The following is a 25,933-nucleotide window of genomic DNA, read 5'->3' as shown; positions in this document are numbered from 1 at the left end:
CCGCCGGCCAAGGTGCCCACCCGGTCGAGCCGACCGCGTGTCCCTAGGGTGGTTCGAGGAGCGCGGGCCGCCGGCGCCCGCCCTGGCGAGCGGTCACACACGTGCAGCATCTCCTGCAACGGCTCGGGCTGCGGACGAACCCGGTGGTGTTCGGAGTCTCCGCCCTGCTGACACTGGTGTTCGTCGCGGTCACCATCGCCTTCACCGAGACCGTCGGCGAGACCTTCGCGACCGCCTCGGTCGCGCTGCTCGACGCCACCGGCTGGTTCTACATCCTGGGCGTCACGACCTTCCTCGTGTTCCTGTCGTGGGTGGCGTTCAGCCGCTACGGACACCTGCGCCTGGGACAGGACGACGACCGGCCCGAGTACAGCAACCCGGTCTGGTTCGGGATGCTGTTCGCCGCAGGGATCGGCACCATCCTGATGTTCTGGGGCGTCGCCGAGCCGATGTCCCACTTCGCCGAGCCACCCATGGGCGACGTCGAGCCCCGTTCGGTCGAAGCGGCGACCGAGGCCATGAGTTTCGCGCTGTACCACTTCGGCCTGCACACGTGGTCCATCTTCGGCCTGCCGGCGCTCGGGTTCGCCTTCTTCGCGCACCGTCGTGGGCTGCCCATGCGCGTCAGCAGCGTGCTGCACCCGCTGCTCGGCGACCGGATCCAGGGACCGGCCGGCTGGGCCATCGACATCCTGGCGGTGATCGGCACGCTGTTCGGGGTGGCGGTCTCGCTCGGGCTCGGGACGCTGCAGATCAACAGTGGACTGGCCTATCTCACGCCGCTCGAGGAAGCGCCGATCGTCCAGTTCGGGCTGATCGGGATCATCACCGTGATCGCGGTGATCTCGGTGGCACTCGGTCTCGACCGGGGCATCCGCCGGCTGTCGAACGTCAACATCGGCCTGGCCGTCGGGCTGCTGCTGTTCGTGATCGTGGTCGGCCCCACCCTGCTGCTGTTGCGCGGGATCGTCCAGTCGACCGGCAACTACCTGACCAGCCTGCCGTTCCTCGCCTTCTGGACCGACGCGCTCGAGGACACCGGTTGGCAGCGCAACTGGACCGTCTTCTACTGGGCCTGGACGATCACCTGGGCCCCGTTCGTGGGGATCTTCATCGCCCGGATCTCCAAGGGCCGCACGATCAAGGAGTTCGTCCTCGGCGTCCTGCTGACCCCGACGGCGTTCACGATCATCTGGTTCTCGACCTTCGGCCTGGCCGCCATCGACCTCGACCTGCAGCAGGACGGCGCGATCGCCGAGGCCGTCCTCGAAGACGTCCCCGTGTCGCTGTTCGTGTTCCTGGAGAACTTCCCCCTGGCCGGATTCGTGTCCGGACTGGCCGTGCTGATCGTGGTGATCTTCTTCACGACCTCGTCCGACTCCGCGTCGCTGGTCGTGGACATGCAGTGCTCGAGCGACGTGACCGACGACCCCCCGACCCGCCAGCGGGTGTTCTGGGCCCTCGTGGAGGGCACGATCGCCGCCACCCTGCTCGCGATCGGCGGCCTCGAGGCGTTGCAGGACGTGATCACGGTGTTGGGCTTCCCGTTCTTCGCGTTGGGGTTGGTGATCATCTGGAGCCTGCTGCGCGGCCTGCGGGAGGAGTCGCTCGAACCGGTCGGCCCCCGCCGCCGGCCACGCACCGACGCCTGACCGGATCCGGCGTCAGCGCGCGTGGCGCCGCTCGCGTACCGCCTTCGCGCGGCCACCCGCGTGCGAGGGCTTCGAGGAGCCGTCGTTCTCCCCGGCCACCTTGGCGACGCTGCGGTCCACCGTCTGCGCCCCGTGCTGCACCATGTCGGCCGCGGAACCCACGGCGTCGCGGACCGAGGTCGCCGCGCGGACGAGCGACCAGCTGACGTAGCCGGCAGTCGCCACGGACATGCCCGCGACGCCGACGCCGGCGGCACGACCCACGGCGTGGGTGCCGATCGCCCGGCCGAGGTCGAGACGCGTCCGACCCACCGGCACGCCGAGGATCGAGCGTCGGCTGGTGAGTCCCAGTGCGCTGGCCAGGTGCATCGTCGTCGCTCCTTGCGGTCGTCAGGAGCTGCGACGATGCCGCGCCGGCGAGTCTGAAGACCGGCTGTACTCCGGCCCGGTGGTGGTGACCGCGCGCGGAAGTTCTCCAGTCCCTCGTCGGTGCACCGGCGAGGTCCTGCGCACCCCACCCATGCGAGCGCCCCCGACACTGTCGGGGGCGCTGCATCGACTGCGGCTGTCGTCGGCGGTTCACCGACCGGACAGCGTGGTGCGCGAGAGAGGACTTGAACCTCCACCCCGTCTCCGGGACACGGCCCTCAACCGTGCGCGTCTGCCTATTCCGCCACTCGCGCGCGTGCGGGCCGAATCGCCCGCGGAGTCGCGAAGGGTAGCCGTTCGAGGCGACCCCCGCCAAAGCGGCACTCGCTGCCGCGCGTCAACCACTGGCCAGGCGCACCGAGGACAGGTCGATGCGTCCGAACGGCGACCAGCGCAGGCCCGACACCTCCGGGGTCACCACCCGCGACTGGCGGTACCACAGCAGCGGCAGCACCGGCTGCTCGTCGAGGATCCGGCGCTCGGCCTCGCGATAGCGGGCCCGCGCGGCGGCGGGCTCGGGCAACCGGCTGGCCTCGTCCAGCAGCGCGTCCACCTCGTCGTCGGCGAAGCCGGTCAGGTTGTCCCGGCCGAGTTCCTGCGAGGAGAACAGCGGCGCGAGGTAGGCGCCCGGATCAGGGTCGTTGGTCTCCCACCCGATCCGGAACACCGACGCCTCGTGCGAACGCACCTGCTGCACGAAGGGACCGAACTCGAGCGGTTCGAGCTCCACGTCGACACCGAGCGCCTCCTCGATGTCCCGCGCCATCCGTTCGGCGATGGCCGCGTGTGTCCGTCCCCGGGAGTGCGTCAGGGTGACGGTGGCCAGCTCCGCGGGCCACGCGGCGCGCGGCTCGGCTTCCTCGTCAGCCGTCACCGCTCCTGCCGGCGGGGTCACCGGCGGCACCAGCAGGTCCTGGACCGCGCCCGGCGTCGGGTCGGCCGCACCATCGGCGGCGTCGTCCGGCCCGGACGCTCCCTCGACGACCTCGTCGGGGCCCGGCTCCGATGCCGCTCGCTCCGCGGCGACCTCCTGCCACAGCGCCAGCGCCTCGTCGGGATCGTGGCGACAGTGGCCACACGCCCGGGCCTGCGCTCCGGGCACCGGCGGCGGGACGACCCCGTAGGCGGGAGCGCGCGAGCCGGCCAGCACCTCGGCGGCCAACCGCTCCCGGTCGATCGCCAGCGACAGGGCGCGACGCAGACGGACGTCGTCGAACGGCGGCCGGGTGGTGTCGAAGCCGTACAGGTAGACCGTCGAGGTGATGCCGTCGAGCACGCCCGGCCCGCGATACCCGTCCGGCGCGGTCCCGAACCGTTCGCGGGCCTCCTCGAGCCGGTCCACCGGGACCTCGGCGACGTGCAGTTGCCCGTCGAGCAGGTCGTGCCACTGCTGGTCCCGCGCGGTGTCGTCCGGGTACACCGACAGCACCACCTCGTCGAGCCGTGGTGGACGGTGGTGGTCCGGGTTGCGGGTCAGGCGCAGGTACTGACCGGGTTCACGGCGCTCGACCATCGTGAACGGTCCGTTGCCGACAGGCCGGGCACCGAAGTCCTCGAGGTCGTCGTCGGCGCTCGCCGGGAGCGGCACCAGCGAGGGGTCGGCCAGCGTCTGCAGGAAGCCGGGCCGCGGCTCGGCGAGCTCGATCTCCAGGGTGCGTGCGTCCGGAGCCCGCAGGCCCTCGGGCACCTCGCCGCCCGCGACCGCCTCGGCGCCCAGGACCGTCTCGAGCAGGTGGCCGAGGTAGGACGGCGGCTGCGCGCTGGCGTCGAGCAGGCGGGTGAAGCTGCGGACGAAGTCGTCGGCGGTGACCGGTGTGCCGTCGTGGAACCGCGCCTCACGCAGCCGGAAGACGAAGCGACGTCCGTCGTCCTCGACCTCCCACGACGTCGCCGCCGCCGGCCGCACTCGGAGGCCCTCGTCGAGCGCGACGAGTGGTTCGAACAGCGCCCCGACGACCAGTTCCCCCTCGTCGTCGGCGACGAAGCGCGGATCGACACTGGCCGGATCGACCGACAGTGCGATCCGCAGTGTCCCACCACCGCCGACACCGGGCGCCGTCGCACGCGTCGACGGCGCCGCAGTGGGCGCCGTGTCCGGCGATCCCGCCGGCGTCGCCCCGGGCGTGCACGCACCCACCAGCAGCGCGAGCAGCGCCAACCACACGGTCGCCGCGGCGACCGTCGGGGGGCGGCTCAGAGCAGGACGACGAGGGCGCAGTTGGTCGCACCGAACAGCAGGGCCGTGATGATCGTCAGGCGGTCGAGGTTGCGCTCGACGACGGCCGACCCCTGCAACCCGCCCCCGGCACCGCCGCCGAACATGTCGGACAGACCGCCGCCCTGACCGCGGTGCAGCAGGATGAACAGGATCAGCACGAGCGAGAGCAGCACGTGCAGGGTGACGAGGAGGCCGACGAGCACGGAGAATCCCTCGGGTGGTCAGGACGTCAAGGTGTCCGAAAGGGTAGCAGCGGTCCCGCCCGCCAGTTCGTGCCCTTGATCACTGCGCGCGCTGGAGCCAGTAGACCCCGAAGCCGTCCCCGGACTGGCCCCGCGAGACGACCGGCGTCGCCGCCTGCCACCGGCTGGTCAGGGCGTCGTCGACCCGGATGTCGGGGCGCGGTCGCAGCCCGAGCCCGACCTGCCGTTCGGCCTCCGGGCACCCCGAGCCGTCGTCCCCACAGGCGTGCAGGGTGCTGCGTCGGTTCTCGTAGCTGCGCTCGTCGAGCTGGGCGTAGGAGGTCACGCTCGGCTGACCGACGTCGAGGTTGGTGCGCCGGTAGACGTCGAACACCCGGGTCGGCGTCGACGGCAGCCCCTCCCCCGCCACGGACGGCACGCTCGCCGACCACACCACCGCCACGGCGTCACGCTGGTGTTCGTCGCCGGTGAGCGCCGTGGGCACGACCAGCGCGGCGGTCACCGCGACCACCACCGTGCCGCCGAGCGCGACGCCTTCGGTCACGCGCCGCCGGTCGGTCACCGACGGCTGGTCGTCCACCAGGACCCGGACCCGGTCGACCAGGGAGCCGCCGGGGGCCAGGGCGGAGCACGCCGACGACAGGCGCGGCCCGGCCTCGAGCACCTTCAGCAGCCCGCTGGCCAGGGCTCCTGGCCGCTCGGTGGCGGCGACGGCGACCTGGTCTGCGGCGAGCTCGCGTTCCCGGTGGAGCTGACCCACCGCCCAGCCACCACCCGGGACGAAGAAGGTGAGGTCGCGCACCACGCCGAGGACGGCCGCGACGAGGTTGTCGCGTCGTCGGACGTGCGCGATCTCGTGGGCCAGCACCCCTTCGAGCTCGGCGGCGTCGAGCCGGTCGAGCAGGTCCTGCCCCAGCAGGATGACCGGACGGCGGGTTCCGACGACCACGGCGCCGCCGGGACAGCTGGGCAGCACGCTCACGGCCGGTGCCGGCACCCGCAGCTGCGCGGCCAGGCGCTCCGCCACCGCCTGCACGGACGGCGCCGGCGCGCCCTGGCGCAACGCCAGCAGTGCGGTCCGCCGCGCGCGACGGAACCGCCGACCACGCCGCCACAACCGGACCCCGGCCACCGAGGCCCACACGCCGACCAACAGGGGCGCGGCGATGGGGGCGAAGTGCAGGTAGCCGTCACGGACCGGGATCGGCAGGGCGTCGGCCGCCTCCACCGGCAGCATCAACGAGGGCAGGTGCAGGCGCCCCCAGCTGAGCAGGACCACGGCGCCCACCGCCGCAGCGGGCGCCAGGGCGGTGGCGACCCGGACCGACGGTGCCCGAAGGCCGGTGCGCAGCAACGCGCGCACCAACAACATGCAACCGACGGTCGCCAGGACCGCGCGGACCGCCACCGACTCCAGCGGCAGCGTGAACAGGACGCCGAGGTCCATGGAGGTCAGCGTTCTGCGCCGCGTCGGCGGTGCACGGCCGCCCGCAACTCGTCGAGGGTGACCCCGTCGACGTCGTCCACCATGTCCGCGAGGTAGGCCGCCGCCGGCTCGGGATACCGCTCCAGCAGCCAGGACAGCACGTCGCCAACGGCGGACTGCGCGTAGTCCTCGCGACTGACGGCCGGCCGGTACCGGTGTGCCAGACCCGCCGTGTCACGCTCCAGCAGACCCTTGCCCGCCAGACGGGCCATGGTGGTCATCACGGTCGTGTAGGCGATGTCGCGGACGCGCGCGAGCTGGTCGTGGACGTCCCTCACGGTCGCCTCACCCAGGCGCCACGAGACGTCCATGACCTCCTGTTCCAGCGGCCCGAGCAGCGTTTCCAATGGTTCGTTGCGTCTCGTCACCCGCGCACCTCGCCGTCGGCGGGCCCCGCAGCCCGCGTTCCCACGCCGCACCCTAGCCCGCCGGGAGCCGCGCGCCCAGGGCCACGTCCACGTCCGCGCGTCCCGCCGGCTCGCTGCGCGGCACCCTCGTCGCTCGTGCGCCAAGCGAGCGGCTCGCCGCGAGCGGACTAGGCATTCCCTACCGTTCGGCGCTCGGTGTTGGCGCCGTCCGTCCGTGCGTCGAACCAGTGTGACGAGGGGGGACCCAGGACGTGTCGGACGTGGATCAACGGGGAACGTCGAGCGACCAGCGCCGGACGTCGTCGTCCGGCGCGCGCGATCGCCTGGGCGCGAACTACCGCCGGCTGTGGGTCGCGTCGACGACGTCGAACCTCGGTGACGGCATGGACTCGGCGGCGCTGCCGCTGCTCGCCGAGGCCCTGACCCGTGATCCGATGCTGTTCGCCGGGGTCGCCATCGCCGGCCGACTGCCGTGGTTGCTGTTCTCCCTGTACGCCGGCGTGATCGCCGATCGCGTCGATCGCCGGCGGCTGATGTACGGCTGCAACGCCGCCCGTTTCGCCCTCATGGCGGCCTTCGGCGCGGCGGTCGTGTTCGACGTGGCCACCATCTGGTTGCTGTACGCGGTCTCGATCGGACTGGGAACCTTCGAGGTGCTGTTCGACAACGCCGCGAGCGCGTTGATGCCGGCGGTGGTGCGCAGCGACCAGCTCGAGAAGGCCAACGGTCGCCTGTTCGCCGGCGAGATCGTCACGAACCAGTTCGTCGGTCCCGCCCTCGGCGCGTGGCTGTTCGGGATCGCCGCGGCGCTGCCGATCCTGCTCGACGCCGGCACCTTCGCCATCTCGGCGGCGTTGATCTTCGCCATGACGGGCACCTACTCGCGCGACCACCGACGCAGCAGGAAGCTGTCGGCCGCGGCCGAGGCGCTCGAACCCGACGCCGGCGACCTGGCCCCGACCGAGCCGTCGGCCGCGGTCCCGGCCGCCACACCGACCGTCCCGGGCCGTCGCGGTGCCGTGGCGGAGATCGGTGAGGGTCTGGCCTGGCTGCGCCGGCACCGCCTGCTGTGGACCTTCGCCCTGCTGACCGCCGCCATGAACGGCGCGACCATGATGGGCTACGCGATCCTCGGCCTGTTCGCGGTCGGCGAGGAATCGGTGCTCCAGCTCGGTCAGGCCTCCTTCGGACTCCTCTTCGTCGCCGGGGCCACCGGCTCGTTGCTCGGCAGCTTCGGTGCCGAACGCATCGCCGGGGTGCTGGGTCGCGGCGTGGCGCTGCGGATCTCGCTGGTCGCCATCGGGGTCGTGCCGTTGGCCATCGGCCTCACGGGTGACGTGGCCGTCTACCTGGTGGCGCAGGCGCTGTACGGCTTCGCCGCCGTGATGTGGAACGTCATCACGATCTCGCTGCGGCAGCGGCTCGTGCCCGACGAACTGCTCGGCCGCGTCAACAGCGTGTTCCGTTTCCTCGGCTGGGGGGCGATGCCCGTCGGTGCACTGGTCGGGGGCGCGACCGCCGCGGCGTTCGGGTTGCGGGCACCGTGGCTGACGGCCGCCGGGGTGATGACGGTCGCCGTCCTGCTGGCGCTGCCGGTGCTCACCCCGGCCGCGGTCGCCGCGGCCGACGACGAGGCCCGTTCCGACGAGCGGTAGCCTGACGGCGTGAGCCGTGCCGACGAACCGCTGGTCCTCTACCCCTCGCTGCGAGGGTTGTTCGCCGTCTACGGCACCCCGGTGCTCCTCATGGTCCTGGGTTCGTGGGAGCTGGGCCGCGAGAGCGGCGGCCTTGTCGCCCTGGGTTTCGTCGTCGTCGGCGCCGTGACCGCGCTGCTGGGCGCGACCACCTATCCGCGGCACGTCGTCGTCTCCCGCGACGGCCTCGAGATCGTCAGCCTGCTCCGACGGCGGCGGGTGCCCTGGGACCGGGTCCGGGGCATCGAACGCACCCGTCCGAGCACCGTGAGCATGATGCGCGGGGGCGATCGCGCGCCAGGAGGACCGCAGCGCGTCACGGGCGGCCTGCTGGTCCGCGGCGGCGGGCGCCGCACCTGGATGTTGACCGACCAGGTCGAGAGCCCGGACGAGTACGACCACCTGCGGGAGATCGTGACCCACGCACCGGGCAGTCCCCGCCTCCGCGCGGTGCGACCCCACGACGGCGCCCCGCCGACCTCGCTCTACCGCCGCCGGACCGGCTGAGCGACCCCGTCGCCGGAACCGGGAGGAGCGACGCGCTCCCACGAGGCGGACCACTCCCGACGGAGCAGACGCCTGCGCGACCCGATGGCCGGATCGGCGCAGGACAGCGTCCGAACGTCCGGCAAGCGAACACCTGCCCTGGCCCGTGGATCAGGCGGTGCTACGTTCCTACGGCCACCGTAGTAGGCCGCTGGTCGGTCTTCCGCGGCGCAGAAGGGACCGAGAGCCGGACGGGAGGGTTCTCGCGTGGGGGGAATCCGCCGCGCGCGCCCGGCACTCGCACTCCACCAACCCAAGGAGCGATACATGCGGTCACCAAGCATGCGGCGATGGCGAGGGATGGGGCTGATCATGGCCGCGGCCCTGGTTGCCACCGCCTGCGGCAACGGCGGGGACGAGCCGCCCGCCACCGAGGAGCCCGAGACGGTCGAGCCCGAGACGACCGACGAGGACACCGACGAGGACACCGGGGACACCGACGAAGAGGCCGCGGGCGACCCGGTCGAGGGCGGCACGGTGCTGTTCGGCGACGAGCAGGAGCCGACGATCCTCAACGGCACCCTGATCGACGGCAACTCGCTGGTCACCTCCAAGGTGTTCAACAACATCTTCCCCGGTGCCTACACGATCCAGCCCGACTTCTCGTACGCGCCGTGGCTGATCGACGGCGAGGCCGAGTTCACCGAGGACCCGTTCAGCGTCACCTACACCATCCGTGACGACGCGAACTGGTCCGACGGGACCCCGATCACGGCCGAGGACTTCGTCTTCACGCTCAGCGTGTACGACGAGGACGCCGCCTGGGCCGACCAGATCACCTCGCGCGCCGGCTACGAGCTGATCACCGACTCCGAGGTCGAGGACGACAAGACCGTCACCTTCGACTTCTCGGAGCCCTACGCCGCCTGGCAGCTGCTGTTCGCGAACGTCTTCCCGGCCCACGAGTTCGAGGGCGAGGACTGGGAGACCTTCATGAACGACGAGATCCCCGCGATCTCGGGTGGCCCGTACCTGTTCGACTCGTGGGACCGCGGCACCCAACTGCGCCTGGTCCGCAACGACGAGTACTGGGACGAGGACGTGATGCTCGACGAGATCATCATGCGCTACGTCCCCGACACCACCACCCTGACCCAGCAGATGGTCGGCGGTGAGCTCGACATGTACGACCCGCAGCCGCAGATCGAGCTCGTCCAGCAGCTCGACGGCGCCACGGACCGCGTCAACTACGAGGTCGGTCTCGGCCCGGTGTGGGAGCACATCGACTTCAACACGCTCGTCGACGGGCTCGACCAGGAGTACGTCCGGCAGGCCATCTCGCTCGGCATCAACCGCGAGCAGATCGTCGACACGCTGGTCCGTCCGGTGGACCCGGAGGCCGTCGTCCTGAACAACCCGTTCTGGATGGCCAACTCCGAGTTCTACGAGCCGGTATTCGAGCAGAACGACTACGACCCCGACGCCGCCCGCAGCCTGCCGGAGGACAACGGCTGCACCGAGGGTGACGACGGCATCTACGAGTGCGACGGCACGCGTCTCGAGTTCCGCATCAGCACCACCGGCGGCAACGAGCGGCGCGAGCTCACCCAGCAGCTCATCCAGGCCGACCTGCAGCAGGTCGGGATCTCGATCAACATCGAGAACGACGAGGGTGCGACGTTCTTCGAGCGCCTCAACACCCCCGAGAATTGTGGTGGCGTCTGCGATTACGACATCGGTCTGTTCGCCTGGGTCGGCTCGCCGGACCCGTCGGGCAACGCCAACATCTACGGCTGTGACGGTGACACCCTGCGTCCGCAGAACTGGACCGCTTGGTGCAACCAGGAGATCACGGACCTGATGGACGACGCGAACGCGACCGTCGAGCCCGAGGACAACGCCGCGCTGTGGAACGAGGCGGCGCAGGTGTTCGCCGACGAGGTCCCGGTGGTCCCGCTCTTCCAGCAGCCGCAGCTGCTCGCCTGGGAGAACACCATCACCGGCCCCGAGCTCAACGCCACGAACCAGACCCAGTTCTGGAACTCGGCGAGCTGGGCGCGCACCGAGTGACCCCCGCATGACGGGAATCGGGAGCCTTCGGTAGCTTCCCGGCCGGCGTCCGTTCACACGAACGGGCGCCGGCCCCGCCCGGTGACCACTCCTCCATCATCCGGGAAGGACTCGACGCGTGCTGAACTATGCGCTGCGCCGCCTGCTGATCACGGTCCCGATCCTCATCCTGTCGACCTTCCTGGTCTTCGGATTCGTGTCCTCCGCGGGTGACCCGCTCGCCGACCTGCGAGCCCAACCGAACATCACGCAGGAACAGATCGACCGCGTCCGCGAGATGCGCGGCCTCGACGACCCCTTCCCGGTGCAGTACCTGCGGTGGATCGAGCAGATCCCGCAGGGTGGCTTCGGCGAGTACCTGCTCTCGCCCCGGCCCATCTGGCCCGATCTGCAACGCGTGATCGGCAACACGCTGCAGTTGGTCGTGGCCGCCGAGGTGATCGCCTTCGTCATCGCCGTCGTGCTCGGCGCCGTCTCCGCCAAACGCCAGTACAGCGTCTTCGACTACTCGACGACGACGCTGAGCTTCATCGGCTTCTCGTTCCCCGCGTTCTGGTTCGCGCTCATCCTCCAGGTCATCGTCGTGATGATCTTCCAGGCGACCGGCGTGCGCATCTTCCCGATCGCCAACCTGTCGTCGGCCAATCCGGGCACGGGGCTGGAGTTCTGGCTCGACCGGGCCCACCACCTCGTGTTGCCGATCACCTGCCTCGCGATCTTCTCCATCGCCAGCTACAGCCGGTACATGCGGGCCTCGATGCTCGAGGTGATGTCGTCCGACTTCATCCGCACCGCGCGGGCCAAGGGCCTTCCCGAGCGCATCGTCACGCGACGGCACATGATGAGGAACGCCCTCATCCCGACGGTGACCGTCGCGGCGCTGTCGTTCGGCACCCTGATCAATGGCGCGATCGTCATCGAGACGGTGTTCGGACTCGACGGCATGGGCCGATACTTCATCAACTACCTCGGTCGACGCGACCCGTACCCGATCATGGCGTGGCTGGTCATCACCGGCACCTTCCTCATGATCGCCAACCTCGCCGCCGACCTCATCTACGGCTACCTCGACCCGCGGATCCGCTATGAGTGAATCCTCGCGCAAGCGCGCGGCAGCCCAGGACACGCCGCCCGACCAGGGTTCCGGCGGCAACGAGATCGCCACCGACGACGCGGGACTGCACCGGACCGACCACGACTTCGGCGACGACTACTCCGACGGCAGCCAGATCGTCATCCGCAGCCAGTGGCAGCTGTTCCGGCGCAAGTTCCTGTCGCACAAGCTGGCCATGAGCAGCCTGGTGTTCCTGCTCGTCGTCGTCATCGCCGCGGTCTTCGCCGAGCAGATCGCCCCGTACGCCTACGACGAGATCAACGTCATCGCGCGCTCGACCCCGCCGACGTTCGAGGGTTGGCACCTGTTCGGCACCGACCAGCTCGGACGCGACTACTTCAGCCGCGTCATCTACGGGACCCGGGTCTCGCTGCAGGTGGCCAGCATCGTCGCGATCGTCACGACGGTGCTCGGCACGGTCATCGGCTCGGTCGCGGGGTACTACCGCGGATGGGTCGACGCGATCCTGATGCGCCTGACCGACCTGATCGTGATCGTCCCGCTGCTGGCCGTCCTGCTGATCGCGGCGGCGTTCCTCGGTCAGGGCCAGCCGACCCGCATCGCGATCATCATCGCGCTGCTGGTGTGGCCGTCGCTCGCTCGCATCGTCCGCGGCGTGTTCCTCGGTCTGCGCGAGAAGGAGTACGTCCAGGCCGCCCGCGCCTGCGGCGCCGGTGACCTGCGCATCATCGCGCGGCACATGCTGCCCAACACCATCGGGCCGATCCTGGTCAACATGACCCTGACGCTGGCCTCGGCGATCCTGTTGGAGGCGACACTCGCCTTCCTCGGCTTCGGCGTGAACCCACCCACGCCCGCACTCGGCCTGCTGATCAACGAAGGCCGCAGCTCCATGCAGACGCAGTGGTGGCTCGTGGTCATGCCCGGTGTCGCCATCGTCGCCATCGCGCTCGCGATCAACTTCATCGGTGACGGCCTGCGCGACGCGCTCGACCCGACCCAGCAGGAGAAGTGATGGGATCCGAGCCCCAGTTCGTCGACGCCCCGTCCGCACGCGACGTGCAGCCGCTGCTCTCGGTCCGTGACCTGGTCACGGAGTTCAAGACCGGCGACGGCGTCGTCCATGCCGTGGACGGCGTCAGCTACGAGGTCTACCCCGGCGAGACGCTCGGCGTGGTCGGCGAGTCCGGCTCCGGCAAGTCGGTGACCGTCATGAGCATCCTCGGGCTGATCCCCCAGCCGCCCGGCCGGATCGCCAACGGCGAGATCATCCTCGACGGTCAGGACCTGCTCCAGCTGTCCTCCCGCGAGTTGCGTCAGGTCCGCGGCAAGGACGTCGCGATGATCTTCCAGGACCCGATGACCTCGCTCAACCCGGTCCTGAGCGTCGGTGACCAGTTGGCCGAGGCCATCCTCGTGCACGAGGACGTCAGCGAGGACGTCGCCCGCAAGCGGGTGGTCGAGCTGCTCGAGCTGGTCGGGGTCCCCAACGCCGACCAGCGCTTCGACCAGTACCCGCACGAGTACTCGGGCGGCATGCGGCAACGCGCCATGATCGCCATGGCGATGGCCAACCGACCCAAGCTGCTGATCGCCGACGAGCCGACCACCGCGCTCGACGTCACGATCCAGGCGCAGGTCCTCGAGGTGCTCCAGGCCGCCAAGGAGGAGACCAACGCCGGCGTGATCCTGATCACCCACGACCTGGGCGTCGTGGCCGAGATGGCGGACCGCGTGGTGGTCATGTACGGCGGTCGGGTGGTCGAGACCGGCACCGTCGACGAGATCTTCCACTCCCCCAAGCACCCCTACACGCTGGGGCTGCTCTCCAGTCTGCCTCGCCCCGACCAGGACCTCGAACGGCTCGTCCCGATCCCCGGGCAACCACCGAGCCTGATCAACCTCCCCAGCGGCTGCGCCTTCCATCCGCGCTGCCACCTCGGTCGTGGTCGTAGCCGGTGCCGCACCGAGGAGCCGGCCCTGTACGACCTCGGACCCATGCGTGGGTCGCGCTGCCACTTCCACGAGGAGATGGCCCGCGAGGTCGCCGAGGTCGAGAAGGCCACCGGCGCCCGCATCGAAGGGAGCGAGGCATGAGCACCGCGGCTTCGATGCCCTCCACGCGTCCCGAGCCGGTCCCCGAGGACCAACTGCACGAGCGGGCACAGCGCGGTGAGGAGATCCTGCGCGTCGAGGGGCTGACCAAGCACTTCCCCATCCGAGGCGGGGTCTTCAACCGCCAGTACGGCGCCGTCCAGGCCGTCGACGGGGTCAGCCTCACGATCAGGGCCGGTGAGACCGTCAGCCTCGTCGGCGAGTCCGGCTGCGGGAAGTCCACCACGGGACGCTGCATCGTCCGCCTGCTGGACCCGACGGCGGGACACGTGTACTTCAAGGGACACGACCTGGCCGAGATGTCCAAGCGACAGCTGCGCCAGATGCGCCGCGAGATCCAGATCGTCTTCCAGGATCCCTACGCCTCGCTCAACCCGCGCATCAACGTGGCCGAGATTATCGGCGAGCCGCTGCGCATCTACGGGCGGTACCGCAACGGCGGCAAGGACCGCGTGAAGGAACTGATGCGGCTGGTCGGGCTCAACCCCGAACACGGCAACCGGTTCCCGCACGAGTTCTCCGGTGGTCAGCGACAGCGCATCGGCATCGCCCGCTCGCTCGCACTGAACCCACAGCTGCTGATCCTCGACGAGCCGGTGTCCGCGCTCGACGTGTCCATCCAGGCCCAGGTCATCAACCTGCTCGAGGAGCTGCAGGACGAACTGGGGCTGGCATACCTGTTCATCGCGCACGACCTGTCGGTGATCCGTCACCTCTCCGACCGGGTCGCGGTGATGTACCTCGGGCACGTGGTCGAGTTCGGCACGAAGCAGGAGATCTTCCAGAGCCCGACCCACCCCTACACCCAGGCCCTGCTGTCGGCCGTGCCGCTGACCGACCCGCGGCTGCGGGGCAAGCGGGAGCGCATCGTGCTGGAGGGGGACGTGCCGAGCCCGTCCAACCCCCCGTCGGGCTGCCGCTTCCGGACCCGTTGCTGGAAGGCCGAGGACATCTGCGCGACCGAGGTCCCCGCGCTCGTCGACCGCTTCGGACACGGTCATCCCAGTGCGTGCCACTTCGCCGAGCCCAAGGCGACCATCCGCGGCTGAGCCCGCCGACACCACCGACCGCACGGGCCCCGCCAGCAGGCGGGGCCCGTGCCGTCTCGGCCCGTCCTCAGCGGCGGTGGCCCCCCCGATCAGCGGCGGTGGCCCCCCCGATCAGCGGCGGTGGCCCCCCCGATCAGCGGCGGTGGCCCCCCGATCAGCGGCGGTGGCCCCCCCGATCAGCGGCGGTGGCCCCCCCGATCAGCGGCGGTGGCCGACGATCAGCGGCGGTGGCCGACGATCAGCGGCGGTGGCCGACGATCAACGCGAAGTCCTCGCTGGACAGGCTCGCGCCACCCACCAGCGCGCCGTCGATGTCGGGCTGCGACATCAGCTCGCGGACGTTGCCGGGCTTGACGCTGCCGCCGTACTGGATCCGGATGCCGGCGGCCGTCTGCTCGTCGTAGAGCGACGCGAGCTCGGTCCGGATCGCCGCACACATGTCCTGCGCGTCCTGCGGCGTCGCCGTCTTCCCGGTCCCGATGGCCCACACGGGCTCGTAGGCGACCACGAGCTCCTCGGGGTCGGCGACCCGGATGCCGGCGAGGCTCCCCTGCAGCTGGGAGACCACGACGTCGACCGCCTGGCCGGCCTCCCGCTGGTCGAGCACCTCACCCACACACAGGATCGGTCGCATCTTGTGCCGCTGGACTGCCGCCACCTTGGCGTTGACGATCTCGTCGGTCTCCCCGAACAGCTCCCGCCGCTCGGAGTGGCCGACCACGACGTAGCGCACGTCCAACCGCGCCAGCATCGTCGCCGAGATCTCCCCGGTGAAGGCGCCCTCGTCCTCGCTGTGGCAGTTCTGTGCGCCGAGGTGGATCGGCAACTTGTCCGACTGCAGCAGCGTCTGGACCGACCGCAGCGCCACGAAGGGCGGGCAGACGACGACCTCCTGCCCCTCGTAGTCGTCCTCCTGCAGGTGGTAGGCGAGCTTCTGGACCAGCTGGATGGCCTCGAGGTGGTCGCGGTGCATCTTCCAGTTGCCGGCGATGACGGGAACCCGCTCGGTCACGCTTCGTTTCCTTCGTGCGTCGGAACCTGGCCCGCGACCCTAGACGCTCGACCGGCGTGCCCGGCCACCGCCGACAGTCGGCCCACCGCGACCGGGCACCGGGCGTCGGTGCCGCACGCGCTGCGCCGCAGCGCGCCCTATTCGCCGCGCCGCAGCGCGGCGACACCCGGCAGGTCCTTGCCCTCGAGCAGTTCGAGGGACGCGCCGCCGCCGGTCGAGACGTGGTCGACCTGGTCGTCGAGACCGAACTGTCGGATCGCCGCGGCCGAGTCCCCGCCGCCGACGACGGTGAAGCCCGAGGCGGTGGCGATGGCCTGGGCGACGGTCCGCGTGCCGGCGGCGAAGGCTTCCCACTCGAACACGCCCATCGGACCGTTCCAGAACACGCTGCCCGCGCGGTTGATGGCCGTCGCGTACGCGTTGGCGGTGGCGGGGCCGATGTCGAGCCCCATCTGGTCCGACGGCATGTCGTCGACGTGGACGTTGGTCGCAGCGGCGTGCTCGTCGAACCCGGCCGCGACCACCAGGTCCTGCGGCAGCAGCACGTCGACCCCGCGCTCGCGCGCGGCCCCGACCAGCTCGCGCACGACCTCGACCTGATCGGTCTCGACCCGCGAGGCCCCGACGTCGTGACCCTCGGCGACGAGGAAGGTGAACGCCATCGCACCACCGACGGCGATCGCGTCCACGCGCGTCAGCAGGTTCTCCAGGACCGTCAGCTTGTCGCTGACCTTGGCGCCGCCGAGCACGGCCACGTACGGGTGCGCCGGATCCTCGAGCAGCCCGCCGAGTACCTCGAGTTCCCGCGCGAGCAGGCCGCCGGCATAGCCCGGCAGGCGGGCGGGGATGCCGGCGATCGAGGCGTGGGCCCGGTGCGCCGCGCCGAAGGCATCGTCGACGTAGACGTCCGCGAACGAGGCCAGCGCCGCCGCGAAGTCGTCGTCGTTGGCGGTCTCGCCGGCGTCGAAGCGCAGGTTCTCGAGCAGCAGCACCTGCCCGGGCTGCAACCCGGCCGCCTTCGTCCTGGCGTCGTCGCCGACCACGTCGGTCGCCACGAACACCTCGGTCCCCAGCAGCTGCTGGAGACGGGCCCCGACGGGCGCCATCGCGTAGGCCGGGTCCGGCGCGCCCTTCGGTCGTCCCAGGTGCGAGGCCACCACGACCCGCGCGCCCTGGTCGAGCAGACGGCGGATGGTCGGCACCGACGACTGGATACGCAGGTCGTCGGTCACCTGCCCGTCACGCAGCGGGACGTTGAGGTCGGCGCGGACGAACACGCGCTGACCGGCCGCGTCGAGGTCGTCGAGTGTCGGGACACCGTTGAGCAGGGAGGTCACGCCGGAGCCTTTCTTCAGCGGGCCGGCCCGCGCCACCTCGACGGGAGCGCGGGCCGGAGATCGTGCGGAGAGGTGATGCGGCCTAGAGCTGGTCGCCGACGAACACGACGGCCTCGGCCAGACGGGTCGAGTACCCCATCTCGTTGTCGTACCAGCCCATCACCTTCACCAGCTTGCCGTTGGCCATGGTGCTCTGCGCGTCGAAGATGCACGAGTGCGGGTTGCCGACGATGTCGATCGACACCAGCGGCTCCTCGCTGTACTCGAGGATGCCCTTGAGCGGCCCGTCGGCGGCTTCCTTGACGGCCGCGTTGACCTCTTCGGCCGTGACCTCGCGCGAGACCACGAGCACCAGGTCGGTGATCGAGCCCGACGGGATCGGCACGCGCAGCGCCAGGCCGTCCAGCTTGCCCTTGAGCTGCGGCAGGGCGAGTGCCGCCGCCTTGGCCGCACCGGTCGTGGTCGGCACGATCGACAGCGCGGCCGCGCGGGCGCGCCGCGGGTCCTTGTGCGGCGCGTCGTGCAGCCGCTGGTCACCGGTGTAGGCGTGGACCGTGGTCATCAGGCCCTGCTCGATACCGAAGGCCTCGTCGATCACCTTGGCCATCGGGACCACCGAGTTCGTGGTGCACGACGCCATCGAGATGACGTCGTGGTTCTCCGGGTCGTAGATGTCCTGGTTGGCGCCGAGGACGATGGTGGCGTCCTCGTCCTTCGCGGGTGCCGAGATGATGACCTTCTTGGCCCCGGCCGTGAGGTGCTTGGCGGCGTCGTCGCGCTTGGTGAAGAAGCCGGTCGCCTCCACGACCACGTCGATCTCGAGGTCCTTCCAGGGCAGGTCGGCCGGGTCGCGCTCGGCGAGGACCTTGATCCGGTCCCCGTCGACGACCAGGTCGTCACCCTCGGTCTCGACGGTGCCGTCGTAGCGACCGTGGACGCTGTCGTACTTGAGCAGCAGGGCCAGCGTGGCGGTGTCGGTGAGGTCGTTGACCGCGACGATGTCGAGGTCGAGACCCTGCTTCTTGGCGGCTCGCAGGAAGTTGCGGCCGATACGGCCGAAGCCGTTGATGGCGACGCGCAGGGACATCGGTTCTTCGCTCCTTGAGGACGACGGGAGACGGGATCGGGCCGTCGGAGTGTGGCGGTTGGGGACGTTCACCGCCTTGGCGACCGACCCTACCACCGGCCTCTGCGGCGGGTCACCGGGGTCCGGGTCACCGATCGGCCGGGCCAACGACCCTGGACGCACGGCCGGGGGTGTGCCTTCGCGGCGCGTCAACCGACGGTCGAGGGTCCACCGGGGGCCACCTCGGCGTGCCGTGCCTCGAGTCGGCGCAGGCGCCGATGCACGACCGACTTGCCCACCGGCGGGTCGAGCAACTGTCCGAGCTCCTGCAGGCTGGCGCCCGGGTTCGCCAGCCGTGCCAGCGCCACCACCCGCAACTCGGGTTCGATCCCGTCCCAGCCGACGGCGTCGACGAGTTCCTCGACCACCCGCACCTGGGTGCCGGCCGCGTCGATCGTGCGACGCAGGTTGGCCGCGTCGGCGTTCGCCAGCCGGTTGGCGTCACCCCGCAACTGCCGGCGCAGTCGACGCTCGCCCCAGCGCAGGAAGGCGACCGTGGCCCCCACCGAGGCGAGCAGGTCCTCGATGGCGGCGCCGGACTTCATCACCATCCGGTGACGTTCGCGGTCGGCCGACGCCTCGACCGCACGTGCGCTGCCACCGGTGCAACGATCGACGAGCGCAGCCAGTGCCGTCGCGGTCGCCCCGCTGCGGGTGGCGATCTCGAGGTGCGGGTCGCGGCCCGGGTCGGAGATCGAGCCCGAGGCGAGCACGGCCCCGCGCAGATAGGCGAGCGCGGCCGCGTCGTCGAGGTCGTCGGGTACGCCGTCGCGCAGGCGTCCGCGTGCGTCGAGCAGGCCGAGGTCGCCGGCGACCTCGTCGGCCTCCGGCTCGACCCGTACGACGTAGGTCGACCGACGTCGCACGCCGCCGGGAGCGCGCACCAGCAGCTGCGCCCGCAGCCCGTAGCGGCGCTGGAGCAGGGCGAACGTGCGCCGGGCGACGGCGCCCGAACCCGTCGACACCTCCAGCCGGCGCCGCATCCCACTCTCTCCCCCGGTCACGGTGAGGCTGCCGGCGAGGCGCAGCAGCGCGGCCAGTTCCGCGCGCGTCTCCGCCGCCGATCCGAGCGGCAGTCTGGCCAGCTCCTGGCGCACGTCCTCCGTGAACGAGCCGCTCATCGTCCCGACAGCAACGCCGCGAAGACCTGTGCCAGTGCCGCCGGATCGTGCCCGTCCCGACCGTCGAGCAGGTCGGCACCGACCACCCGACCCACCGAGTCGTCCAGCCCCACGCCTCGCAGCGGTTCGCCCGAGCCCTCCGGGGCCTCCCCGTCGTGCGCCACGCAGACGTCGATGCGCAACCCGGGGACGTGGGCCGCCAGCGCGTCGAGGTGGTCCCGCAGCGACATGCCCTGGGTCTCCCCCGGCTGCTCGCGCAGGTTGGCGACCAACACCACCGGGGCGGCGGCCTCCGTCAGCGCCCGCGCGAGGCCGGGGACGAGGAGGTTGGGCAGCAGGCTCGTGTACAGCGATCCCGGCCCGAGCACGACGAGGTCGGCGGCGGCGACCGCCGACAGCACGGCGGGGGCGGGCGCCGCGTCGGCGGGTTCGAGCCACACCCGCTCCAGACCGGGCGTCGACGACACCGACGCCTGTCCACGGACCTGCGACCCGCCGGCCCGACCGTGCAGGGTCACCGGGGTGGTCGTGCACGGCAGCACCCGTCCGGGTACGTCCAGGACCCGACATAGCTCGTCGAGTGCCGCCTGCAGGTCACCACCCACCAGGTCCTGCAGGGCCACGAGCACCAGGTTCCCCAGGCTGTGCCCCCCGAGCTCACCGCGCGGGAAGCGGTACTGCAGCAACTCCGCCAACCGACGTTCCCGCGCCAGCGCGGTGACCGCCATGCGCAGGTCACCGGGCGGCAGCACACCGAGGTCACGGCGCAGGCGGCCCGAGGATCCCCCGTCGTCGGCGACCGTGACCACGGCGGTGACCCGCCCGACCACCCGTGGCAGCGCCGCCAACGTCCGTGCGAGGCCGTGGCCTCCGCCGACGGCGACGGCCGAGGAGGAGCTCGCCCCGCCGCTCACTCCTCCCCCAGGTCCCGGTGCTGGACGTTGATCGACAGCTCGGTCGTCGCCTGCAGGTGCTGGGCGACCTCCTCGCTGATGGCGACCGACCGGTGCTTGCCGCCCGTGCACCCGATCGCGATCGTCAGGTAGCGCTTGCCCTCCTGCACGTAGCCGGGCACCACCACGTCGAGCAGACGCTTGAGCGCCTCGAGGAACGGACCGCTCTCCGGCTGCCCGAACACGTAGTCGCGCACCGGCGCGTCGCGTCCGGTGAAGGGACGCAACTCCTCGACCCAGTGCGGGTTGGGCAGGAAACGCACGTCGAACAGCAGGTCGGCGTCGCGCGGCGTGCCTCGCTTGAACCCGAACGAGACCACCTCGACCCGCAGCTGCGCTCCCTCGTCGCCCTGGAGCACCGCCACCAGCCGTTCACGCAGCTCGTGGACGTTGAGGTCGCTGGTGTCGATGATCAGGTCGGCCATGCCCCGCAGCTCGCTGAGCTGGTCGCGCTCGTTGCGGATGCCCGCGAGGACGCCGGCGTCGTCGGCGGCCGGATGCCGCCGTCGGGTCTCCTCGAAGCGACGGACGAGCACGTCGTCGTCGGCGTCGAGGAACAGCACCCGCAGGTCGGCCTCGCTGGCGCGCAGCTCGTGGATGGTGTCGAGCAGGGCACTGAAGAACTCGCGCCCTCGGACGTCGACGACCAGCGCCAGCCGGCCGACCGACGATCCGGGGACGAAGGCGAGTTCGGTGACGCGGCTGATCAACGTCGGCGGCAGGTTGTCGATCACGAACCAGCCGAGGTCCTCCACGACGTTGGACGCCGTCGAGCGGCCGGCCCCGGACAGGCCGGTGATGATCATGATCTCCGGTCGCTCGACGGTGCCCTCGTCGACGCGGTCCGACAGCATGGTCACGGGGCATCCTCGACGGTGGCGTGGAGATGATCGTGCACGGCGGTCGCGATCGTACGCGAGACGCCGGGCACGGCCATGAGCTCCTCCACCGTCGCCCGCCGCATCGCCGCGACCGATCCGAAGGAACGGAACAGGGCCTTGCGGCGGGCCGGTCCCACGCCGGCCACGCCGTCGAGCGCCGAGGACGCCACCGAGGAGCTCCGCCGGCTGCGCTGGTAGGTGATCGCGAACCGGTGCGCCTCGTCGCGGACCCGCTGGACCAGGTAGAGCGCCTCGCTGCCGCGCGGCAGCACCACCGGACGGGACCGCCCGGGTACCCACAGCTCCTCGAACTTCTTGGCCAGTCCGACGAAGGCCACGTCGGCCGTGGCCAGCTCGCCGGCGCCGGCCAGCGCGGCACGGAGCTGCCCGACGCCACCGTCGATCACGACCAGGTTGGGCGGGTAGGCGAAGCGCCGCACCGCCTGCTCCGTGGCGGCCACCTCGGACGGTGCCGGGGCCTGCTGGGTCTGCGCCAGGCGGGCGAAACGACGCCGGATCACCTCCTGCATCGAGGCGAAGTCGTCGTTGCGGTCGATCGAGAGCTTGAACCGGCGGTAGTCCGACTTCCTGGGCAGACCGTCCTCGAACACGACCATCGAGCCGACGACCTCGGTGCCGCCCAGGTGGGAGATGTCGAAACACTCGATGCGCAGGGGTGCCTCGTCGAGGTCCAGGGTGTCCTGGAGTTCCTTGAGCGCCCGGCTGCGGCTCTCGAAGTCGCTGGCCCGCTTCAGTCGCGCCCGCTGGAACGCCTCGCGGGCGTTCTCCGTCACCGTCTCGAGGAAGGCGACCTTGTCCCCACGCTGGGGCACCTGGAAGCGCACCCGCTGGATCGGCCGGCCACGCGAGCCGGCACGGGTGTGCCGCCGCTGCTCGGCGAGCAGCAGGGAGAGGGCCTCGGCATCGTCGGGCTCGACGGGCACCACGACCTGCGGCGGGATGTCGTCGTCGCGGTCGGCGTACAGCTGCAGCACGAACGAGGTCAACAACTGGGACGTGGTCAGCGGCTCGACCTTGTCGACCGTCCAGCCCTTGCGCCCGACGAGGCGTCCCCGTCGCACGAAGAACGCCTGTACCGCGGCCTCGAGTTCGTCCTCGTGGATGGCGATCGCGTCGAAGTCCTCACTCTTCGCGGACACGACCTGCTGCTTCTCCAACGCCTTGCGCACCGCGGTGAGCTGGTCGCGCAGGCGGGCCGCCGCCTCGAAGTTCAGCTCCGCCGAGGCCGCCTGCATGTCGGCCTCGAGCTGCCGCAGCACCGGACCGGTCTCCCCGTCGAGGAAGTGACCGAGCCGCTCGACGAGCGTGCGGTGGTCCTCGAGGGAGATCTTGCCCACGCACGGTGCGGCGCAACGGTCGATGTGGTGCAGCAGGCACGGCTTGCCGGTACGCGCGGCCCGGTCGTAGATGCCCTGCGAGCAGGTACGGACCGGGAAGGTGCGCAGCAGCAGGTCCAACGTCTCACGGATCGCGTACGCGTGGGCGTACGGACCGAAGCGCAGGTCTCCCTTGGCGACCCGCCCGCGCTGCACCCGCGCCCGCGGTACCTCCTCCGAGGCGGTCAACACCAGGTGGGGATACGACTTGTCGTCCCGGTAGCGGACGTTGTAGCGGGGACGGTGGCGCTGGATGAGCGTGTACTCGAGGTGCAGCGCCTCCACCTCGCTGTCCACCACGATCCACTCGACCGAGCGGGCGGCCTCGAGCATGGCGCGTGTGCGGGGGGCGATGTTGTGCCAGGCCTGGAAGTAGTTCCCCAGCCGCTGCCGCAACGACTTGGCCTTGCCGACGTAGACGACGCGTCCGTGCCCGTCCTTGAACTGGTAGCAACCCGGCGCCTCGGGGATGGCGCCGGGTTCGGGACGGAAGGCGAGGGCGGGGTTGCGCACGGTCGTTGGCCAGGCGGTCGGAAGGCGGGCGCGGGCGGCGCCGACGGCGCCCCACCCTGCGGCGCCGACGAGGGTAGCCAGCCACCGCGACGCGACCTCTAGGCTGCCCCGGACGCGACGACGACGCCGGACGATCCAGGAGATCGGTTGCTGCTCGCCCAGACCACCGACTCGCTCACCGAGGTGTGCATCGTCGGCGACGACCAGGAACTGGACTTCACCTGTGAGGTCCTGTTCCGTCTGACCGGCAACGACCTGGTTGCCCGCGCCGGCGGCCTCGTCACCGCCGGCCTGCGCATCCTGCTGATCCTCACGGTGGCCTTCGTCGCGACCCGGCTGGCCCGCTCGGCGATCAGCCGCTTCGGCACCACCATGGAGCGCCGCATCCAGGCGCGCCTCGACCGGGGCGAGCAACGCGGGACGCTCGACGTGGCCCGCTACCGCATGCGGCGCTTCCAGCGTCTGCACGCCATCACCGGCGTCATGCGCGGCGTCGCCGGCGTGATCGTCTGGGTCATCGCGGTCTTCGCCGTGCTGCAGAGCCTGCAGATCAACCTCCAACCGATCCTGGCGGGTGCCGGGCTGGCCGGCATCGTCATCGGGTTCGGCGCCCAGCAGCTCGTCCGCGACGTGCTCGCCGGGATCGCGATGCTCATCGAGGACCAGTACGGCGTCGGCGACTGGATCGAGGTGGACCAGCGCATCGGGCAGGTCGAACGCGTCGGACTGCGCGCCACCTCGATCCGCGACCTCGACGGCACCGTCTGGCACACCCTCAACGGTCACGTGCAGCAGGTCGGCAACCTCTCGCAGGAGTGGAGCCGGTCGATGCTGGACATCCCGCTCGCGCTCGACAGCGACGTCCCGTCGGCGAAGGCGATCATCCACAAGGTGGCGTCCGACCTGGCCGCCGACCCGGTGTGGGGCGACGACATCATCGGTCCGCCGGAGATCTGGGGCGTGCAGGACTTCGGGCCGGGCGGTCTGTCGATCCGGCTCGTCACCCCGACCAAGCCGATGGCGAACTGGGACATCAACCGACAGCTGCGAGAACGGCTGCACCGGGCCTTCTCCCAGGCGAACATCCGCATGCAGGGGCAGCTGGTCGAGGTCGGCGGCATGGCCAGCGGCTACCCCCTGCTCACCCGCGACCACGACGACGCGGGGGTCGCGCGCCAGCATCCGCGGCGCCGCGGCTTGGTACCACCCGGCGTCGGGCCACTCGACCGCCCTCCGGAACAGGAAGCCGCCGACCTCGACGAGCCGGTCCCCGGCACCCGGGACCAGACGACCGAGCTGCGCCTCGAACGCGGCCGCGAGCCCCGGCCCGACTGACCTTCACGGGTGGATGCGCCCGGGCGTCCTCAGCGGGGCTGCAGCGGCGCCCCGGCGTCCTCGACCATGGTGGTCAACCAGCGGGTGAGGAACAGCGCCAGGTGATCGCGGCGCACCCCGCCGTCGGGGCGGAAGGTCCCGTCGCCGTAGCCCCCCGCCCAGCCGGCGTCGGCCGCCTGGTTGACCGACCGCTCGAAGCTGGTGCCCGTCACGTCGGAGAACCACCGGTAGTGCGGTTCCGGGCGCGGGCGTGCGGTGCGGTGCTCGTAGGCGCGCACGAGGGTCTGTGTCATCTGGCCGCGCGAGAGCGGCGCGCCGGGTTGGAAGGTCCCGTCCGGGCGGCCGCCGAGGATGCCGGCCTCCGCGAGCTTGTTGATCGCCGAGGCGTGGACGCTGCCGACAGGCACGTCACGGAAGTGGTGGCGGGTCGCTGCCGGCAGACGGCCACCGGAGTTCTCGATCGCCCGGGTGACGAACGATGCCATCTGGTCGCGACGCACCTCGCGTTCCGGGGAGAACGTGGTCGGCGAGGTGCCCGACGCGATCCCCCACCAGAGCAGGCAGTCGACCGCGCGGTGCACCGGTGCCCGGGTGACATCGACGAACGGCGCTGCCGGGATGCGGTCCGGGCAGGCCGGTTCCACGTCGCGCACCGGGGGGTTGAGGCCGCCGGTACCTCCAGCGGGTGGCGCGGGGGCCGGTGCGGGAGCCGGCGTAGGAACCGGAGCCGGCGACGGCGACGGCGTAGGAACCAGAGCCGGGGGCGGAGCAGGCGCCGGGGACGGATAGGACGTCGCGCCCTCCGGGGCGCTGGCGTCGGGCTGGCGGTAGACCATCGTGGCCCACAGCTTGCCGCGCGCGTCGATCGTGACCCCGATGCCGACCTGGGTCAACGTCGGGGTCAGCAGACGGGCGCGGTGCCCGGTGGAGGCCATGAGCATCTGCACGACCCGGTCCGCCGCCGCAGGAACCGTGTAGTAGGCCGGGATGCCCTCGACGAACGCCAAGTTCTCGGTGACGGCCACCTCGCAGCAGACCTGCGTGACCACGTCGGGGTTCCCGACGAAACGGTCGGTGGCGACCATGGTGTCGGACCAGGCACGCGCGACCGCGGCGAGATCCTCGGCCCACCGCAGGGGTGGTGCGGCGGGTGAGGTCGCCTGCCCGAAGGCGCCGGGATCCGCTCGTGCCACCTGGTGCCGGTCGAAGAGCCGGGACTCCGCCGCCCGCTCGTCGGCGGAGCGTTCCCGCTGCGTCTGCGCCTCGGCGGGGCTCCACAGACCCAGCAACAGGGCCGACACGACCAGCAACAACAGCGTCGGGCGGCCGACGGATGCGGTCGTCATCTCGGTCCTCGTCCTCGCGACACGGGCACGTGGGCACGGATCGGCCGGCTACGGGTCGACTCAAGCG

22 protein-coding genes and 1 tRNA gene are annotated in these 25,933 nt (G+C 71.2%); 9 read left to right on the top strand and 14 right to left on the bottom strand.

Annotated features, from left to right (window positions below):
* Positions 1-101 precede the first annotated feature (101 nt).
* Positions 102-1,652: a BCCT family transporter gene (locus ELR47_RS09460; RefSeq protein ID WP_130649675.1), complete on the top strand. Its 1,551-nt coding sequence runs from the start codon at positions 102-104 to the stop codon at positions 1,650-1,652.
* 12 nt (positions 1,653-1,664) lie between these two features.
* Here ELR47_RS09460 and ELR47_RS09455 read toward each other — a convergent pair whose 3' ends face one another.
* The 6 genes from ELR47_RS09455 to ELR47_RS09430 form a co-directional block, all read right to left on the bottom strand.
* On the bottom strand, positions 1,665-2,021 hold the full coding sequence (locus ELR47_RS09455; protein WP_130649674.1) for a hypothetical protein: 357 nt from the start codon (positions 2,019-2,021) through the stop codon (positions 1,665-1,667).
* A gap of 227 nt (positions 2,022-2,248) precedes the next feature.
* Positions 2,249-2,335 (bottom strand) — tRNA-Leu (locus tag ELR47_RS09450).
* Positions 2,336-2,418: 83 nt separating this feature from the next.
* On the bottom strand, positions 2,419-4,239 hold the full coding sequence (locus ELR47_RS09445) for a peptide ABC transporter substrate-binding protein (RefSeq protein ID WP_165403973.1): 1,821 nt from the start codon (positions 4,237-4,239) through the stop codon (positions 2,419-2,421).
* 35 nt (positions 4,240-4,274) lie between these two features.
* The gene (secG, locus tag ELR47_RS09440) at positions 4,275-4,502 is read right to left on the bottom strand and encodes a preprotein translocase subunit SecG (protein WP_130649672.1); all 228 of its coding nucleotides are present in this window, start codon (positions 4,500-4,502) and stop codon (positions 4,275-4,277) included.
* Positions 4,503-4,581: 79 nt separating this feature from the next.
* Positions 4,582-5,949: a M56 family metallopeptidase gene (locus ELR47_RS09435; RefSeq protein ID WP_130649671.1), complete on the bottom strand. Its 1,368-nt coding sequence runs from the start codon at positions 5,947-5,949 to the stop codon at positions 4,582-4,584.
* Between the two features lie 5 nt (positions 5,950-5,954).
* A complete protein-coding gene (locus ELR47_RS09430) occupies positions 5,955-6,356 on the bottom strand; it encodes a BlaI/MecI/CopY family transcriptional regulator (RefSeq protein ID WP_130649670.1) in 402 nt (133 codons plus the stop codon).
* Between the two features lie 260 nt (positions 6,357-6,616).
* On the opposite strand from ELR47_RS09430, the gene ELR47_RS09425 reads away from it, so the two are divergent.
* The 7 genes from ELR47_RS09425 to ELR47_RS09395 all read left to right on the top strand — a co-directional run bounded on the left by ELR47_RS09425 (position 6,617) and on the right by ELR47_RS09395 (position 14,845).
* Positions 6,617-8,011 (top strand): MFS transporter, encoded by a 1,395-nt coding sequence (locus ELR47_RS09425; RefSeq protein ID WP_165403972.1) that lies wholly within the window; start codon positions 6,617-6,619, stop codon positions 8,009-8,011.
* Between the two features lie 9 nt (positions 8,012-8,020).
* The gene (locus ELR47_RS09420; RefSeq protein ID WP_130649668.1) at positions 8,021-8,557 is read left to right on the top strand and encodes a PH domain-containing protein; all 537 of its coding nucleotides are present in this window, start codon (positions 8,021-8,023) and stop codon (positions 8,555-8,557) included.
* A 306-nt stretch (positions 8,558-8,863) separates the two neighbouring features.
* Positions 8,864-10,606, top strand: a complete 1,743-nt coding sequence (locus tag ELR47_RS09415) for an ABC transporter family substrate-binding protein (protein WP_130649667.1) — start codon at positions 8,864-8,866, stop codon at positions 10,604-10,606.
* 118 nt (positions 10,607-10,724) lie between these two features.
* Complete coding sequence (locus ELR47_RS09410; protein WP_130649666.1) at positions 10,725-11,699, top strand: ABC transporter permease; 975 nt, start codon at positions 10,725-10,727, stop codon at positions 11,697-11,699.
* Positions 11,692-12,696 (top strand): ABC transporter permease, encoded by a 1,005-nt coding sequence (locus tag ELR47_RS09405; RefSeq protein WP_130649665.1) that lies wholly within the window; start codon positions 11,692-11,694, stop codon positions 12,694-12,696. Before ELR47_RS09410 ends, ELR47_RS09405 begins: the two co-directional genes overlap by 8 nt.
* Positions 12,696-13,778: an ABC transporter ATP-binding protein gene (locus ELR47_RS09400; protein WP_130649664.1), complete on the top strand. Its 1,083-nt coding sequence runs from the start codon at positions 12,696-12,698 to the stop codon at positions 13,776-13,778. The genes ELR47_RS09405 and ELR47_RS09400 overlap by 1 nt, the downstream gene beginning before the upstream one ends.
* 14 nt (positions 13,779-13,792) lie before the next feature.
* Complete coding sequence (locus ELR47_RS09395) at positions 13,793-14,845, top strand: ABC transporter ATP-binding protein (protein ID WP_130651303.1); 1,053 nt, start codon at positions 13,793-13,795, stop codon at positions 14,843-14,845.
* Between the two features lie 238 nt (positions 14,846-15,083).
* On the opposite strand, the gene tpiA is transcribed toward ELR47_RS09395, so the two are convergent.
* The 7 genes from tpiA to uvrC all read right to left on the bottom strand — a co-directional run bounded on the left by tpiA (position 15,084) and on the right by uvrC (position 23,185).
* Entirely contained in the window at positions 15,084-15,857 is a 774-nt protein-coding gene (gene tpiA / locus ELR47_RS09390) for a triose-phosphate isomerase (RefSeq protein WP_130649663.1), read from the bottom strand.
* Positions 15,858-15,994: 137 nt separating this feature from the next.
* Positions 15,995-17,194 (bottom strand): phosphoglycerate kinase, encoded by a 1,200-nt coding sequence (locus ELR47_RS09385; RefSeq protein ID WP_229730507.1) that lies wholly within the window; start codon positions 17,192-17,194, stop codon positions 15,995-15,997.
* A gap of 82 nt (positions 17,195-17,276) precedes the next feature.
* Entirely contained in the window at positions 17,277-18,281 is a 1,005-nt protein-coding gene (gene gap, locus ELR47_RS09380; protein ID WP_130649662.1) for a type I glyceraldehyde-3-phosphate dehydrogenase, read from the bottom strand.
* Positions 18,282-18,469: 188 nt separating this feature from the next.
* Positions 18,470-19,441, bottom strand: coding sequence for a DNA-binding protein WhiA (gene whiA / locus ELR47_RS09375; RefSeq protein ID WP_130649661.1), 972 nt, complete (start codon positions 19,439-19,441; stop codon positions 18,470-18,472).
* Positions 19,438-20,355, bottom strand: a complete 918-nt coding sequence (locus ELR47_RS09370; protein ID WP_130649660.1) for a gluconeogenesis factor YvcK family protein — start codon at positions 20,353-20,355, stop codon at positions 19,438-19,440. The genes whiA and ELR47_RS09370 overlap by 4 nt, the downstream gene beginning before the upstream one ends.
* Complete coding sequence (gene rapZ / locus ELR47_RS09365) at positions 20,352-21,248, bottom strand: RNase adapter RapZ (RefSeq protein ID WP_130651301.1); 897 nt, start codon at positions 21,246-21,248, stop codon at positions 20,352-20,354. The genes ELR47_RS09370 and rapZ overlap by 4 nt, the downstream gene beginning before the upstream one ends.
* Before the next feature lie 2 nt (positions 21,249-21,250).
* Positions 21,251-23,185 carry an excinuclease ABC subunit UvrC gene (uvrC, locus tag ELR47_RS09360; RefSeq protein ID WP_130649659.1) on the bottom strand — a complete coding sequence of 645 codons (1,935 nt, stop codon included), beginning with the start codon at positions 23,183-23,185 and terminating at the stop codon, positions 21,251-21,253.
* A gap of 147 nt (positions 23,186-23,332) precedes the next feature.
* Between uvrC and ELR47_RS09355 the strand changes: the two genes are divergently transcribed.
* Positions 23,333-24,520, top strand: coding sequence for a mechanosensitive ion channel family protein (locus ELR47_RS09355; RefSeq protein ID WP_130649658.1), 1,188 nt, complete (start codon positions 23,333-23,335; stop codon positions 24,518-24,520).
* A 29-nt stretch (positions 24,521-24,549) separates the two neighbouring features.
* On the opposite strand, the gene ELR47_RS09350 is transcribed toward ELR47_RS09355, so the two are convergent.
* Positions 24,550-25,866: a CAP and S-layer homology domain-containing protein gene (locus tag ELR47_RS09350; protein WP_130649657.1), complete on the bottom strand. Its 1,317-nt coding sequence runs from the start codon at positions 25,864-25,866 to the stop codon at positions 24,550-24,552.
* Positions 25,867-25,933 lie beyond the last annotated feature (67 nt).

It is taken from the genome of Egicoccus halophilus (assembly GCF_004300825.1).
Lineage (GTDB): Bacteria > Actinomycetota > Nitriliruptoria > Nitriliruptorales > Nitriliruptoraceae > Egicoccus > Egicoccus halophilus.
The sequence above is the reverse complement of the archived record's forward strand: the minus strand, read 5'-3'. Positions and strand labels throughout refer to the sequence as shown.

Excerpts from the sequence above, each read along its gene's own strand:
- ELR47_RS09455 (WP_130649674.1), bottom strand. The coding sequence starts at position 2,021 with ATGCACCTGGCCAGCGCACTGGGACTCACCAGCCGACGCTCGATCCTC.
- ELR47_RS09435 (WP_130649671.1), bottom strand. The coding sequence starts at position 5,949 with ATGGACCTCGGCGTCCTGTTCACGCTGCCGCTGGAGTCGGTGGCGGTC.
- ELR47_RS09415 (WP_130649667.1), top strand. The coding sequence starts at position 8,864 with ATGCGGTCACCAAGCATGCGGCGATGGCGAGGGATGGGGCTGATCATG.
- ELR47_RS09405 (WP_130649665.1), top strand. The coding sequence starts at position 11,692 with ATGAGTGAATCCTCGCGCAAGCGCGCGGCAGCCCAGGACACGCCGCCC.
- ELR47_RS09400 (WP_130649664.1), top strand. The coding sequence starts at position 12,696 with ATGGGATCCGAGCCCCAGTTCGTCGACGCCCCGTCCGCACGCGACGTG.
- ELR47_RS09395 (WP_130651303.1), top strand. The coding sequence starts at position 13,793 with ATGCCCTCCACGCGTCCCGAGCCGGTCCCCGAGGACCAACTGCACGAG.
- gap (WP_130649662.1), bottom strand. The coding sequence starts at position 18,281 with ATGTCCCTGCGCGTCGCCATCAACGGCTTCGGCCGTATCGGCCGCAAC.
- whiA (WP_130649661.1), bottom strand. The coding sequence starts at position 19,441 with ATGAGCGGCTCGTTCACGGAGGACGTGCGCCAGGAGCTGGCCAGACTG.
- rapZ (WP_130651301.1), bottom strand. The coding sequence starts at position 21,248 with ATGCTGTCGGACCGCGTCGACGAGGGCACCGTCGAGCGACCGGAGATC.
- ELR47_RS09350 (WP_130649657.1), bottom strand. The coding sequence starts at position 25,866 with ATGACGACCGCATCCGTCGGCCGCCCGACGCTGTTGTTGCTGGTCGTG.